15 protein-coding genes are annotated in these 13,885 nt (G+C 40.7%); 8 read left to right on the forward strand and 7 right to left on the reverse strand.

Annotation, left to right across the window (positions count from 1 at the left end):
• Positions 1-23: 23 nt before the first annotated feature.
• Genes CVS93_RS08590 through CVS93_RS08605 form a run of 4 tightly spaced genes read right to left on the reverse strand, consistent with a single transcriptional unit; the run spans position 24 to position 3,037 of the window.
• Entirely contained in the window at positions 24-896 is an 873-nt protein-coding gene (locus CVS93_RS08590) for a carbon-nitrogen hydrolase (RefSeq protein WP_107687322.1), read from the reverse strand.
• Entirely contained in the window at positions 865-1,824 is a 960-nt protein-coding gene (locus CVS93_RS08595) for a cation diffusion facilitator family transporter (RefSeq protein WP_107687323.1), read from the reverse strand. Before CVS93_RS08595 ends, CVS93_RS08590 begins: the two co-directional genes overlap by 32 nt.
• A gap of 2 nt (positions 1,825-1,826) precedes the next feature.
• The gene (locus CVS93_RS08600; protein ID WP_107687324.1) at positions 1,827-2,795 is read right to left on the reverse strand and encodes an agmatine deiminase family protein; all 969 of its coding nucleotides are present in this window, start codon (positions 2,793-2,795) and stop codon (positions 1,827-1,829) included.
• Positions 2,792-3,037 (reverse strand): CBU_0592 family membrane protein, encoded by a 246-nt coding sequence (locus CVS93_RS08605; protein ID WP_021089339.1) that lies wholly within the window; start codon positions 3,035-3,037, stop codon positions 2,792-2,794. The genes CVS93_RS08600 and CVS93_RS08605 overlap by 4 nt, the downstream gene beginning before the upstream one ends.
• Before the next feature lie 110 nt (positions 3,038-3,147).
• On the opposite strand from CVS93_RS08605, the gene CVS93_RS08610 reads away from it, so the two are divergent.
• The 4 genes from CVS93_RS08610 (at position 3,148) to CVS93_RS08625 (ending at position 6,149) form a co-directional block, all read left to right on the forward strand.
• Complete coding sequence (locus CVS93_RS08610; RefSeq protein ID WP_107687325.1) at positions 3,148-3,801, forward strand: amino acid ABC transporter permease; 654 nt, start codon at positions 3,148-3,150, stop codon at positions 3,799-3,801.
• Positions 3,788-4,456: an amino acid ABC transporter permease gene (locus CVS93_RS08615; protein WP_103559226.1), complete on the forward strand. Its 669-nt coding sequence runs from the start codon at positions 3,788-3,790 to the stop codon at positions 4,454-4,456. The genes CVS93_RS08610 and CVS93_RS08615 overlap by 14 nt, the downstream gene beginning before the upstream one ends.
• A gap of 1 nt (position 4,457) precedes the next feature.
• Complete coding sequence (locus CVS93_RS08620) at positions 4,458-5,195, forward strand: amino acid ABC transporter ATP-binding protein (RefSeq protein ID WP_107687326.1); 738 nt, start codon at positions 4,458-4,460, stop codon at positions 5,193-5,195.
• Between the two features lie 93 nt (positions 5,196-5,288).
• Entirely contained in the window at positions 5,289-6,149 is an 861-nt protein-coding gene (locus CVS93_RS08625) for a cysteine ABC transporter substrate-binding protein (protein ID WP_021091264.1), read from the forward strand.
• Positions 6,150-6,560: 411 nt separating this feature from the next.
• On the opposite strand, the gene CVS93_RS08630 is transcribed toward CVS93_RS08625, so the two are convergent.
• The 3 genes from CVS93_RS08630 to groES all read right to left on the reverse strand — a co-directional run bounded on the left by CVS93_RS08630 (position 6,561) and on the right by groES (position 9,974).
• Positions 6,561-7,928, reverse strand: a complete 1,368-nt coding sequence (locus CVS93_RS08630; RefSeq protein WP_107687327.1) for a phosphomannomutase/phosphoglucomutase — start codon at positions 7,926-7,928, stop codon at positions 6,561-6,563.
• A gap of 133 nt (positions 7,929-8,061) precedes the next feature.
• On the reverse strand, positions 8,062-9,696 hold the full coding sequence (gene groL, locus CVS93_RS08635; RefSeq protein ID WP_107687328.1) for a chaperonin GroEL: 1,635 nt from the start codon (positions 9,694-9,696) through the stop codon (positions 8,062-8,064).
• A 17-nt stretch (positions 9,697-9,713) separates the two neighbouring features.
• The gene (gene groES, locus CVS93_RS08640) at positions 9,714-9,974 is read right to left on the reverse strand and encodes a co-chaperone GroES (protein ID WP_021091238.1); all 261 of its coding nucleotides are present in this window, start codon (positions 9,972-9,974) and stop codon (positions 9,714-9,716) included.
• Between the two features lie 168 nt (positions 9,975-10,142).
• Between groES and CVS93_RS08645 the strand changes: the two genes are divergently transcribed.
• From CVS93_RS08645 to CVS93_RS09870, 4 genes are all read left to right on the forward strand, one after another.
• Positions 10,143-12,656 (forward strand): tryptophanyl-tRNA synthetase, encoded by a 2,514-nt coding sequence (locus CVS93_RS08645; RefSeq protein ID WP_107687329.1) that lies wholly within the window; start codon positions 10,143-10,145, stop codon positions 12,654-12,656.
• Positions 12,657-12,682: 26 nt separating this feature from the next.
• Positions 12,683-12,823 carry a hypothetical protein gene (locus CVS93_RS09860; protein WP_196380732.1) on the forward strand — a complete coding sequence of 47 codons (141 nt, stop codon included), beginning with the start codon at positions 12,683-12,685 and terminating at the stop codon, positions 12,821-12,823.
• Positions 12,824-12,895: 72 nt separating this feature from the next.
• Complete coding sequence (locus tag CVS93_RS09865) at positions 12,896-13,198, forward strand: MFS transporter (protein ID WP_199907251.1); 303 nt, start codon at positions 12,896-12,898, stop codon at positions 13,196-13,198.
• Between the two features lie 106 nt (positions 13,199-13,304).
• Positions 13,305-13,838, forward strand: a complete 534-nt coding sequence (locus CVS93_RS09870; protein ID WP_199907252.1) for an MFS transporter — start codon at positions 13,305-13,307, stop codon at positions 13,836-13,838.
• The last annotated feature ends 47 nt before the right edge of the window (positions 13,839-13,885 follow it).

Raw genomic sequence — 13,885 nt, forward strand, 5'->3', positions numbered from 1 at the left:
AGCTAGAATTTCTAGCTCTAAATTTAGTCGATAAACCTCTTTGTGATATTTGCATAGGCATCGATCCTGCGGTCTCTTAAAAATGGCCAAATTCTGCGCACTTCTTCACTTCTTTTCATGTCTATTTCAACGATCTTGCATAGCTCATCTGTGCTATTTGCGCGGAAAAGCTGCTCGCCTTGTGGCCCAAAAACAAAGCTATTTCCCCAAAATTTTATCCCATCCATCACACCACTATCATCTTTTTCAAAACCCACGCGATTTACTGCGACCACTGGCAGACCATTTGCCACACTATGGCCTCTTTGCACCGCCACCCACGCTTCAAGCTGTCTTGATTTTTCATCGTCACTATCGCCCTCAAACCAGCCAATAGCCGTTGGATAGATGAGAATTTTCGCCCCTTTTAGCGCCATTAGCCTTGCTGCTTCTGGATACCACTGATCCCAGCAAACCAAAACGCCAAGCTTGCCAAGGCTTGTTTCAATTGGCTCAAAGCCGATATCACCAGGCGTGAAGTAAAATTTCTCGTAAAATCCAGGGTCATCAGGGATGTGCATTTTTCGGTATTTGCCAGCGACACTTCCGTCACGCTCAAAGACAAAGGCGGTGTTGTGATAAAGTCCGTCAGCCCTCTTTTCAAATAGCGAAGTGACTAAAACTACGCCGTTATCCTTAGCCACCCTGCCCCAAAAAGCGACGTCCTCTTGCCAATCGTTTGCATGATTAAAGAAATTTGTATCCTCACTTTGGCAAAAGTACTGCGTCTGGTGCAGCTCTTGACAGACCACGAGATCAGCACCTCCATTTTTTGCCTCCGCGATTAGCTCAAGCGTCTTTGCGATGGTCGCCTCTTTTGTCCCTTTAAATTCTTGTTGAAGTAGTGCTACTTTCATCTCTTTTTCCTTCTTTGTCGTTGTATGGGTCTAAATGCGTGGTTATCTGCCACGAATAATCCCTAAATTTCTCTCTTATCTCAGCTTCAAGCGAGTCGGCCACCTCGTGCGCGTCGTAAAGCGAGATATCTTTGTCAAAAACTAAATGCAACGTTAAAAATATGGTATTTGCGCTCTGTCTTGTGTTTAGGTAGTGAAAGTCTGAAATCCTCTTCTTTGCCTTTATCATATTGATGATCCCCTTTGTGACTTCAGGGCTTGCTGCGTGATCTAGCAAGACACCAAGTGCGTCTTTGCCAAGGCTTATCGCGCTTTGAGCGATGTAGCCACTTATCACGATACCAAAGATCGCATCTATCATCACAAATCCGCTAAATTTAATGATAAGTAGCGAGATGATGACTGCTAGGTTGCTAAAAAGGTCGATCTTATAGTGCAGTGCGTCTGCTTTTATGATAAGGTTGCCACTTTTTTTAGAAATTTGGTTTAAAAATAGCACCAAACATAACGTCACTATGACCGAAAATACCATCACACCAAGGCTTAAGCCAAGGTCTATCTCTAAATTTGGCTCGCTAAATTTCTTAACGCTCTCATAAAATATATATCCAGCAGCCACAACGATGATAACGCACTCAAATAGCGCTGCTAACGCCTCTAGCTTTGTGTAGCCAAAGTTAAATCTCTCATCAGCTTGCTTTCTTGACTTTCTAAGCGCAAATAAATTTAAAAGCGAAACGATAAAATCAAGCATTGAATCAATCGCCGAGCCAAGCACAGCGACCGAACCGCTAAGAAGTCCCGCTGCAAATTTCACAAGTGCGAGCAAAAAGGCGCAAGCTCCGGCTGCGATAACTGCCTTATTTTCGCCCTGCGTGCACTCCTGCTTATTTATGCGGTTAAACTCATAATCAAACGGACTTGACAAGGCTAAGACCTTTTGTATCTATTTTGGCTTGAGCAGTGAAGCGAGCCATTTTGACGGACAAAAACTAGCGAATTTACACCGATGATCTTTCTATCTGGAAGTGCCTTGGCTAGTAAATTTAGTACCTTTTCGTCGTTTTCGTCGTTATATGTTGGCACGATCAGTGCGCCATTTACAAAGATGAAGTTTGCATAGGTGCAGCCAAGCCTTTTGCCATCATAAAATTTAGGTTTTGGTAGCGGCAGAGCAAGTAGCTTAAAGCCAGTTTTTTTAAGCTCATCTTCCATCCTTTTTAGCTCATCAAAGTGCTCATCGCTCCCATCTTCGCAAGCTGCGTAAGCTATCGTATCAGGCGTGATAAAGCGTGCTAAAGTGTCGATGTGACTATCTGTGTCATCGCCTTTTATAAAGCCATTTTCAAGCCAGATGATACGCTTTAGGCCAAATAAATTTTTAAGCTTCTCCTCGATCTGCTCTTTGCTAAGAGAGGAATTTCTATTTTCATTTAGCAGGCATTTTGAGGTGGTTAAAAGCACGCCATCTCCGTTAAACTCGATGCTTCCGCCCTCTAGTATCATATCAACTGACTCAAGCTTGGTTTTGTAAATTTTAGCTAGCTCTAAATTTATCGCATCATCTTTTGAGCTCTTAAATTTACCGCCCCAAGCGTTAAATTTAAAGTCGTAGCTCTTTACGCCGTCTTCAGCACAAACGTCGATCATACCGTAGTCTCTGATCCAAGTATCGTCAGTCTCAAGCTTAACAAACTCAACATTTTTAAATTTCTTAAACCTAGCAAAATTTGCCTCATCGGGGCAGATGAGCACCACCTTCTGATAGGGCGTAACAGCAGCCACAAGCTCCTCATAGCTCGCCAAAATCTCCTCTAAATAAGGCTCCCAGTCGCTATTGCTATGTGGCAGCGATAAAAACAAAAGCCCCTGCTCTTCCCACTCTGCGTACGCTCTCACGCTCTCTCCTTGTAAATTTTATAAATTCCATAAATCGTAATGATTATCCAAAAGACCTCTATCAAAAATGAACCGAGGTTAAAGTGCACAAAAAGCGAGATGATGAGTAGCACCGCACCTGCTAAATTTATTATCTGATAGGCTAGATCGCGGCTATTTAGGCGGCCGATCTGAAGTAAAAAGTAGCCCATCACGATGCAAATCATCCCCAAAAAGCCGATGATCTGAAAAAGATCGATCAAATTTTATCCTTTTTGTAAGCTTAAATTTAAAACAAGATCATATCTAATTAGTTTTAAATTTATGATTATAAGATAAAATAACTCCATTTTTCAGATTGGATTAAAGTTTTATGGATTTTGAGTTTATTGAGAAATTTTATCCGCTTTATGTTAAGGCCGGAGTGCTTACCTGTGAGATCGCCTTTTTAGGGATCGTTTTTTCTATTTTGATCGGTATTTTTTGTATGGCCGTGAAATTTTACAAGCTAAAATTTCTATCAAAAGTGATTGACTGCTACGTTGAGCTCTCAAGAAATACGCCACTTCTTATACAGCTTTTCTTTTTATATTATGGCTTGCCAAAGCTTGGAGTGTCGATGAGCGGCTTTGCCTGTGCGGTTGCTGGGCTTAGCTTTCTTGGTGGTAGCTATATGAGTGAGAGCTTTAGACTTGGTTTTGAGGCGGTTAGAAAGTCGCAGATAGAAGCAGGACTTAGCATCGCACTTAGTAAAAATCAGCTCTTAAGATATGTTATCTTGCCTCAAGCATTTAGCGTAGCAGTGCCAAGCATTAGTGCAAATATTATCTTTTTACTAAAAGAAACAAGCATCGTTAGCATCGTGGCACTCGCCGATCTAGTTTACGTCGCAAAGGATCTTATCGGGCTTTATTACAAGACAGACGAGGCACTTTTTATGCTGGTTATTAGCTATCTTGTAATCATCTTGCCAGTCTCGCTGGCGCTTAGCTACGTCGAAAAAAGGGTGAGAAATGCAAGGAGTTAGTATATTATTTGACACGCAAAATTTACTAAGACTCTTTGAAGGTCTAGTCGTTAGCACAGAAATTTCATTTATCTCTATATTTATCTCTATAATCGGTGGCTTAGTGCTTGGCGTACTTATGAGCATGAAAAATAAATTTATCTATTTTATTTTAAAAATTTGCCTAGAAATCGTTCGTATAATGCCTCAGATCGTTTGGTTATTTTTATTTTATTTTGGTGTCAGTAAGGCGTTTGATATCCACATTTCAGCATTTACAGCCTCACTCATCGTCTTTAGCTTGTGGGGAATTTTTGAAATGATGGACATCGTGCGTGGTGCAATAACATCAATACCAAAACATCAATTTGAATCAGCCGCCTCACTTGGGCTTAGTAAATTTCAAATTTACTCTCACGTCATCATCCCACTAGCCACGAGAAGGCTAGTGCCTGGAGCTGTAAATTTACTAAGCCGTATGATAAAAACGACCTCTATCGTCGTGCTAATTGGCGTTGTAGAGGTAGTCAAAGTCGGCCAGCAGATCATCGAGCGAAATGTATTTACAAATCCTATGGCGCCATTTTGGATATACACGCTCATATTCTTTTTATATTTTGCGATCTGCTATCCAGTCTCAAAATTATCAAAAAAACTAGAAGAAAAATGGAGCTAAAATGTGCGAAAACATCTTGGAACTTAAAAAAATAAACAAATTTTATGGAGAGCTTCACGCCTTAAAGGATATAAATTTAGAGGTTAAAAGCGGCGAAGTGGTCGTGCTTCTTGGACCATCGGGCTGTGGCAAGAGTACAACTCTTAGATGTATAAATGGCCTTGAGAGTATCGCAAGCGGCGAGATCATCATAGACGGCGAAGTAATAGACGCTAAATTTAAAGAGTGGCAAAGAATCCGTCAAAAGGTCGGCATGGTCTTTCAAAGCTACGAGCTCTTTGATCATATGAATGTCATTGACAACGTCCTTCTTGGGCCTTTAAAGGTGCAAAAAAGAAATAGGGCCGAGGCCGAAAAGACCGCTGATATGTGGCTAAGCAAGGTTGGGCTGCTTGGTAAGAAATTTGCCTATCCAAAGGAGCTAAGCGGCGGTCAAAAGCAACGCATAGCTATAGTAAGAAGCCTTTGTTTAAACCCTGAAATTATGCTATTTGACGAGGTTACGGCTGCGCTTGATCCAGAGATCGTTAGAGAAGTGCTTGACGTGATACTAAATTTAGCCAAAGATGGCATGACAATGCTAATAGTCACCCACGAGATGAGCTTTGCAAGGGCGGTTGCAAACAAGATCGTATTTATGGACGCTGGAGCGATCGTGGAAATCAGCGAACCAGAGGAATTTTTTACCAACCCAAAGAGCGACCGCGCGAAGAAATTTCTAAATTTATTCTCGTTTTAGAAAAAATAAGAGATAATTTGCCGTTTTTTCAAAATGCGTTTAGAGCGAAAATTTAACGCTCTTATTTATTTAACTTTTTTACAAGGAGAAAGAGTGAGAAAATTTAAATTTTTCTTATTAGCATTAATCGCTACCGTCTTTCTAACGGGTTGTGGTAATGACAAAGGTGCCGATACGGCAAAAGCTGCTTCAAACGAAGCTGATGCGATCGCAAAGATCAAAGAGCGCGGATATGTAAGAATTGGCGTTTTCAGCGACAAACCACCATTTGGCTATGTCGATAAAGACGGCAAAAACCAAGGCTATGATATTTACTTTGCAAAACGTATCGCAAAAGACCTACTAGGTGATGAGAGCAAGGTAAAATTTGAGCTAGTCGAGGCTGCTGGTAGAGTTGAAGTTTTAGTAGCTGATAAAGTAGATATCACGCTTGCAAATTTTACAAAAACACCTGAGCGTGCACAAGTTGTTGATTTTGCGCTTCCATACATGAAGGTTTCGCTTGGCATCGTAAGCCCTGAAGGTGCGGTAATAAAGAGCATCGATGAGCTAAAAGACAAAACCCTAATCGTAAATAAGGGCACAACCGCAGACGCGTTTTTTACAAAAAATTATCCTGACATTAAGCTTGCAAAATACGACCAAAATACTGAAACATTTGCAGCTTTGGTTGATAAAAGAGGTGCCGCACTAGCACATGATAACGCCCTACTTTTTGCCTGGGCAAAAGAAACTCCAGGCTTTGTCGTAGGTGTTGAAGCACTTGGCGACGTGGACGTGATAGCACCAGCTGTTAAAAAAGGTAACAAAGTTTTACTTGACTGGCTAAACAATGAGATCATTGAGTTAGGTAAAGAAAATTTCTTCCACAAAGACTATGACGCAACACTAAAACCGATATATGGCGACAGCGTCAATCCAGAATCTCTAGTCGTTGAAGGCGGCAAACTCTAAAATTTAATGGCGTAAATTTTTACGCCATCTCTCTATCTTTTAAATTTAACTAATATGTTCGTAGGCCTTCTCAGTAGGTGATATTGTCATAAAATACATAAACTTGCATATCTGACTGAGCAGTAAGCTAGTAGGCGAGCTCCTTGCAATAATGAGCTATTTTTAAAAAAGAATGCCGACAATAGATAGGTTACTTGTGGATTTAAATTGCATTATCCGCATGAACATTCAAAAAGGCTAAGGCGCATGTATTTTATAAATTTAAATTCTAGATAATATGTATTATATAGAGCCCACAAAAAAAGAAACCCACGAAAGCTAGGCGAGAAAGATACAACTTAGTTTTTAAATATTTAAATAAAATTCTAAAAGGCATTTTGGAGTAAATTTAGCCCAAAATGCCTTTGCAAGCTACATTAAGCTCTTTAGTAGATTTGTTACTTTTTGCTCGATCTCTTCTAGAAATTCCTTACTCTTTGCCTCAAATCTAGTGACGATAACTGGCGTTGTATTTGATGCACGCACCAGCGCCCAGCCATTTTCAAACTGAATTCTAATACCATCAATGTCAATAATATTTTTTATCTTTGGCAGGTCGCAACTCTCGTTTTTCACGCACTCTTTTAGCTTGGCAACTATCTTAAATTTAGCCTCGTCAGTCGTTTTTACCTTGATCTCATCGGTACTAAAGACAAGTGGCATCTTATCAAGCTCACTGTCAAGGTCAAATCCTTTATGCACTAGCTCAAGCACCCTCATCATCGCATAAAGCGCATCATCAAAGCCAAAATACCGCTCTTTAAAGAAGATATGTCCGCTAACTTCGGCCGCTAGATCTACGTTTAGCTCTTTCATCATTTTTTTGATGTTGCTATGCCCAGTTTTCCCCATAAAAACTTCACCGATCTTTGCGATCTCATCGTACATATTTTGTGAGCATTTTACCTCGCCAAGTACCTTTGGATGCTTCATATTTAGCGCATAAAGATAGGCTAGCTCATCGCCTTTTATATCTCTTTTTGGCGTTATAACTGCAATCCTGTCGCCATCTCCGTCAAAGCCAAATCCAAGGTCAAATTCTTTCTTTTCGATAAGAGAAAATAGCTCTTTTAAATTCTCTTTTTCACTTGGGTCTGGATGGTGATTTGGAAAATTTCCGTCTGGATCTTCATATAAAATTTTTGCATTTAGTCCAAGTGCCTTGACGATAGGCACCAAACTCACGCCAACAGCGCCATTTGCACAGTCGATGACAAAAGGCTTTTTGAAATTTTTAAGATCACTAAATTCTTTTACAAAAAACTCGACATATTTTTCTAAGATGTTAAATTTCTCACAGCTTTCATCGTCTACGATCTGCTCACCAGAGGCGATTATTTCATTAACTTTATCTTTTAAAATTTGCAGATCTTTGCCAAAAAAACTATCTTTTTTGATAGTGATCTTAAAGCCATTATACTCTTTTGGGTTGTGAGAGCCCGTGATCATAATGTTTGCGTCGAAATAATCAGCATAAACGCTAAAGTAGCCAACAGGAGTTGGAAGCAAGCCGATGTTGTAAATTTTAAAGCCACCAGCCTTATTTAAACCGCTTAGCAGATACTTAAAAAGCGTGCTGGCACTTAGTCTTGCATCAAAACCAACGCTTAAAGTTTTTACGCCAAATTCATTAAATTTCTTACCTAAAGCAAGCCCTATAGCCTTGACGCTGTCCTCTGTCAAGTCTTTTTCAAAGATGCCACGGATGTCGTATTCTCTAAAAATTTCATCATATTTCATTGTAAATTCTCCCTAAAAGAAAGCAAAATGATACAAGAATAAATTTAAAAAGGAGTAAATAATTTTATAAATTTAGTGAGGTTAAAGTTTAAATATAAATTCGAGCTAGAAAGCTCTAGCTCGAAAAGGGCTGCTACATCATGCCGCCCATGCCACCCATTCCGCCCATGTCAGGCATTGCAGGCATTGCTTTTTCTTCTTTTATCTCGCTGATAGTTGCCTCAGTTGTTAGTAGCAAGCTAGCCACACTAACAGCGTTTTGAAGCGCGACTCTCTCAACTTTAACTGGATCGATGATACCGGCTTCAAACATATTTACATATTCGCCAGTTGCAGCATTAAAGCCAAAATTTGCATCTTTGCTTGTCTCAACTGCATTTGCTACTACGCCTGCGTCAAAGCCAGCGTTCTCAGCGATTTGGCGAAGTGGAGCACGAAGCGCTCTTCTAACGATCTCAGCGCCGATTGCCTCATCACCTTGTAAATTTAGAGTTACACTCTTTGAAGCAAGGATAAGAGCTGAACCGCCACCTACTACGATACCCTCTTCAACAGCTGCACGAGTAGCGCTTAGAGCGTCATCTACACGGTCTTTTTTCTCTTTCATCTCAGTTTCAGTCGCAGCACCTACTTTGATAACTGCCACGCCACCGCTTAGTTTTGCAAGGCGCTCTTGAAGTTTTTCTTTGTCATAGTCGCTTGTAGTCTCGGCGATTTGCGCTTTTATCTGAGTTATTCTAGCATCTATTGCTGACTTCTCGCCTGCGCCATTTACGATAGTTGTGTTGTCTTTGTCAATAACTACGCTTGAAGCTTGTCCAAGGTCATTTATAGTAGCGCTCTCAAGTGTTCTACCTAGCTCTTCGCTGATAACTTCGCCACCTGTTAAAATAGCGATATCTTCAAGCATTGCTTTTCTTCTATCGCCAAAGCCAGGAGCTTTAACAGCCGAGATATTTAGCACACCGCGAAGTTTGTTTACAACAAGCGTTGCAAGTGCCTCGCCCTCGATATCTTCAGCGATTATTAGAAGTGGTTTGCCACTCTTTTGTACTTGCTCAAGCACTGGAAGCAGGTCTTTTAAATTTGTGATTTTCTTGTCAAATAGTAATATAAATGGATTGCTTAGCTCAACTTGCATCTTTTCAGGGTTTGTGATGAAGTATGGGCTTAGATATCCGCGGTCAAACTGCATACCCTCAACAACGCTTAGCTCGTCTTGGATAGACTTTGCCTCTTCTACTGTTATGACGCCATCTTTGCCGACTTTCTCCATCGCATCAGCGATAAGCTTACCGATGCTCTCGTCTGAGTTTGCAGAGATAGTAGCGATCTGAGCGATCTCTTTTGAGCCAGAAACTTTTTTAGAGATATTTTTTAGTGCATCTATAAGAGCTGCTACTTCTTTATCCATACCGCGTTTTACTTCGATAGGATTTGCGCCAGCAGTTACGTTTCTAAGACCCTCTTTAAATATCGCGTGAGCTAGCACAGTCGCTGTTGTAGTGCCGTCACCTGCTTGGTCGTTTGTCTTGCTTGCTACTTCTCTAACTAGGCTTGCACCCATGTTTTCGATAGTATCTTTTAGTTCAACCTCTTTAGCCACGCTAACGCCGTCTTTTGTGATGTTTGGAGCGCCAAAGCTCTTTTGGATAAGGACATTTCTGCCTCTTGGTCCCATTGTCACTTTTACAGCGTCATTTAGTTTTTTTACGCCCTCGTATAGGCGATTTCTTGCATCATCAGAGTAAAAAATTTCTTTTGCCATTGTTTTTCCTTTTTTAATTATTTAATCACGCCTAAAACATCATCAATGTTTAAAACAAGATATGTTTTATCATCTAAATTTATCTCAGTGCCACCGTATTTTGCAAATACAACTTTATCACCAACTTTTACGCCCTCTACTTCAGCACCGACTGCTTTTACCTCACCGCTTAAAGGTTTTTCTTTTGCGTTATCAGGTATAATAATGCCCGAAGCTGTGGTCTTTGTCTCCTCTACGCGTTCGACTAGAACACGCTTGCCTAATGGTTGAAAGTTCATTGTTCATCCTTTTGGTTTAATTGTCTTTTTTAGCACTCTTTATTTTTGAGTGATGAGATCCTAGCACTTTTTTCTAAAAAAGTCAATAATTTATAGTTAAATTTTATTAAAATTTTAGTCACTTGCACTAAAGTTTTATGATATGTAAAACTAATATAAAGGAAATTTATGAAAAAAATAGCCTATTTAGTAGTGGCTTTGGCGCTGATAATCCTTTGCATTTTTGGCTTCACCTTTAGCTCTTTTGGTAATAAATTTATAGCCAACAAAATAGAAAAAGAGGCACTTGCTCGCGGTATCGATGTCAAATTTAAAAACTTTAACCTTGGTCTTAGCACGCTAAATTTAGAAGCGATTGTGATGAATGCCATAAATTTAAAGGCAAATGGCGATCTCTCATTATTTGCTCAAAGCATGAACTTAAACATAGATATAGACGCCGACAAGGCAAAGGCTAGCGAGCTTGGACTAAAAAAAGATATCGCGCTTAAGGCAAACGCGATCGGTAAGTTTAGCAACTTCAAGCTAACAGCAACTGGCACGGCGCTTGGTTCAAACATAAATTTAAACGCAAATTTAAAAGACTACCTACCAAAAGCTCTAAATCTTAATGCTAAAGACATCGAGCTTTCTGAGATATCAGCTCTTGCTAAAAAGCCAAATTTAGCTAGCGGCAAGCTTGATCTAACGAGCAACATGCAAGGGGTTGATGAGAAAAATGAGCCGATCATTAACGCTCAAATTTTAGCAAGCGGTGCAACGATAAACAAAGAAATTCTAAAAAATGAATTTGGGCTAAATTTAGCAAAAGATATAAGTTTTAAAGGCGGCGTAAATGCTAAATTTGCAAATGAAAAAGTGAGCGCAAAAACCCTTATCATCGCACCTGAAGCTACTTTAAAAGCAAATGAGACGACCTATGATCTAGCTAGCAAAAATTTAAAGAGCGACTTTTTGCTAAACGTACCCGATCTTGCTCTTTTTGGCAAGCTTTTAAATCAACAGCTAAGTGGCGCCGTGAACGCAAACGGCGAAATTACAATGCAAGAAAACGCCCTTAAAAACCTAAAGGCTGAGATAAACGGCCTTGGTGGCAAGATAAATGCAAATTTTGATAGTAAAAACTTAGCTCTAAATGCGACCAGCATAAAGCTAAAAGAGCTTCTAGCGCTTGCCTTGCAGCCTAGCTACGCAGACGGAGAGATAAATTTAAACGCAAATTTTAGCGGCTTTGACGAGCTAAAAAAGCTTGCAGGCGAAGCTAAATTTGAGATAAAAAACGGCCTTATAAATAATGGTCTTGCAAAGCTTAAAAATGCAGCTAAATTTGAGCTAAAAGGCGGTGCTACCGCAAAAGGTGAGCTTATAAATTTTGACGCAAGCGTGCTTAGTGACCTTGGCGAGCTAAAGGATATAAAGGGCGTTTATGACCTAAAAAACAGCCAAATTTTTAGCAAATTTGCCCTGCTCATTAGCGACCCTGAGAAATTTAAAGCGGTTAGTGGCTTTGAGGTTGGCTCAAAGATGGCGCTTGCGGGCGATGTGAAGGTAAAAGAGAGAAAGATAGATGAGCTAAATTTAGGCGGTGACGCCTTTGCTGGCAAGCTAAACGCCGCCATAAAAAATGAAAATCTTGATCTTAGCCTAAAAGAGGCGCAGCTAGGAGAGATCTTGGCGCTTAGTGGCAACGACAGACTGGCAAACGCTAAGGTAAATGTGCAGGCAAAGGGGCAAAATATCTTTAGTAAAAGCTCAAGCATTGCCGCAACGATCGCTTTAAATGATGGCAAATTTAACGCCACAGCGCTTAGCAAAATGCTTGATAAAAAATTCCCAGAAAATGAGAAATTTAGCTCAAATTTGAGCCTAGACTATAAAGGCGACATGGCAAAATTTAGTGGTGACTTTCTTAGCTCATTAGCTGATATAAAGGGCATAGATGGCAGTTTTGACGTGGGTAAAAGCACGCTAAGTTTAAAGCTTCAAGCGGTAGTTTCGGAGCTAAATAAGCTTGCATTTTTAGCTGGTCGCGAGCTTCACGGTAAATTTGCAGCCCACGTAACGGCAGAGGGCAAAGTGGATGATCTAAGCGTAAAAGCCACTTCAGATGATCTATTTAGGGGCAAGCTAGAGGCAACCTACAAAGGCAGCACGCTTGATGCGGTGCTAAAAAACTTTGAGGTTAAAGGGCTAACACAGACTTTGGGGCTGGATCATCTATATGACGGCAACGGCGATGTTAAATTTGACTACGAGACAAAGCAAAGGGCGGGCAAATTTGACATCTTGCTAAAAGAGGGTCACCTAGCCAGCACAAATCTCACAAACAATATAAAAACCTTCACCGGCAAGGACATCACAAAAGAGATTTACAAAGACGGCAAAATTTATGGCGACATAAAGGGCGATAACGTCGTTTTTAACGTAAATTTAAGCTCGCCAAAGAGCGACATAAAGGCTGCAGGCGGCACTTATAATACCACCACAAAAATGCTTAACGCACCGCTTGTTTGCAGGCTCGAAAAGACCGATCTAAACGTGAAAATTTCAGGCACTACAGACAAGTTAAAATACGACGTCAGATCGCAATACCTCGAAAATAAGGTCAAAAAAGAGATAGGTAGATTTTTAGATAAGAAGCTCGGCAAAGATGATGACGCAAGCAGCGAAAAGCAAAATTAAAAGGGCTTTTAAAGGGGCTATTTTAGATGAAAAAGGCGGAAAATTTAAAGTATTTAATGGGGCTTGGGCACTTTTGTAGCGACATAAACCAAAGCGCGCTTGGTGCGATGCTGCCCTTTTCATCGCGAGCTACCACTACGACTACGCAACAGCCGCCTCGCTCGTGACCGCCACGAATTTAGCAAACTCGCTCATCCAACCGCTCATCGGTCACCTAAGCGACAAAAAAGAGCTGCCATATGTCATCCCGCTTGGGCTACTGCTTGCTGGCGGGGGGCATGAGCCTCACTGGCTTTGTGACAAACTACTACATCATCCTAGTTTGCGTGATGATAAGCGGTATCGGCGCCGCGCTCTTTCACCCAAGTGCCGCAAGGATCGTAAACTACGTCTCAAACGCCAAAAATAGAGCCAAAAGTATAAGTATGTTCTCTTTTGGAGGCAACGTGGGCTTTGCAGTTGGGCCCATTTTAGTCGCCGTTTTTGTGGGAAATTTTGGCCTAAAAGGGACGCTAGTCTTTATAATCCCTCAAATTTTTTAACACTTTTATACCTCAAAAAGGCAAATTTATAAAAGCGCTAGAAGGCAATCACAAAAAGCAAATTTCACAAAAAACAAGCGTTCTAAAAGACGATTTGGGCGCATTTTTGAGGCTTTGTCTATGTATATTTTCACGCTCGATCGTCACATTTGGCTTTTCAGCATTTTTTAGCATCTACCTCATCAAAATTTTTGGCCTTAGCAAAGAGGCTGCAAATGTAAATTTAGGCATGTTTTTTGCTGCAGGTGCTATCTCTACGTTATTTGGCGGAGCGCTAGCTGATAGATACGGCCTAGTTAGACTCATCAAAATAAGTCTAAGCATCGCCGCGCCGCTAGTCGTGCTGATGCTCTTTATCGACAGCTACGCGCTATTTCTCGCGGCCTCCACGTGTGTGAGTGCCTGCATCAGCCTATCTTTTAGCCCCTCAATCGCCCTTGCGCAGCTTTATTTACCAAATCAAATCGGCCTAGCCTCAGGCGTAACGCTTGGGCTTAGTATCACAATCGGCGGCATATTCGCAACGGTCATCGGCAAGATCGCTGACATCTTTAGCCTTATACACTCATTTTACTTTGTCGCAGCAGTATCGCTTATATGCGCGGTTTCTAGCTACTTTTTAAAGCCAGTCACGAGATAAATAAATACTAAATTAATATAAATTAACCTGATTTAAAAATATTTAAA

The organism is Campylobacter concisus (assembly GCF_003048535.1).
In the GTDB taxonomy this organism is placed as follows: domain Bacteria; phylum Campylobacterota; class Campylobacteria; order Campylobacterales; family Campylobacteraceae; genus Campylobacter_A; species Campylobacter_A concisus_S.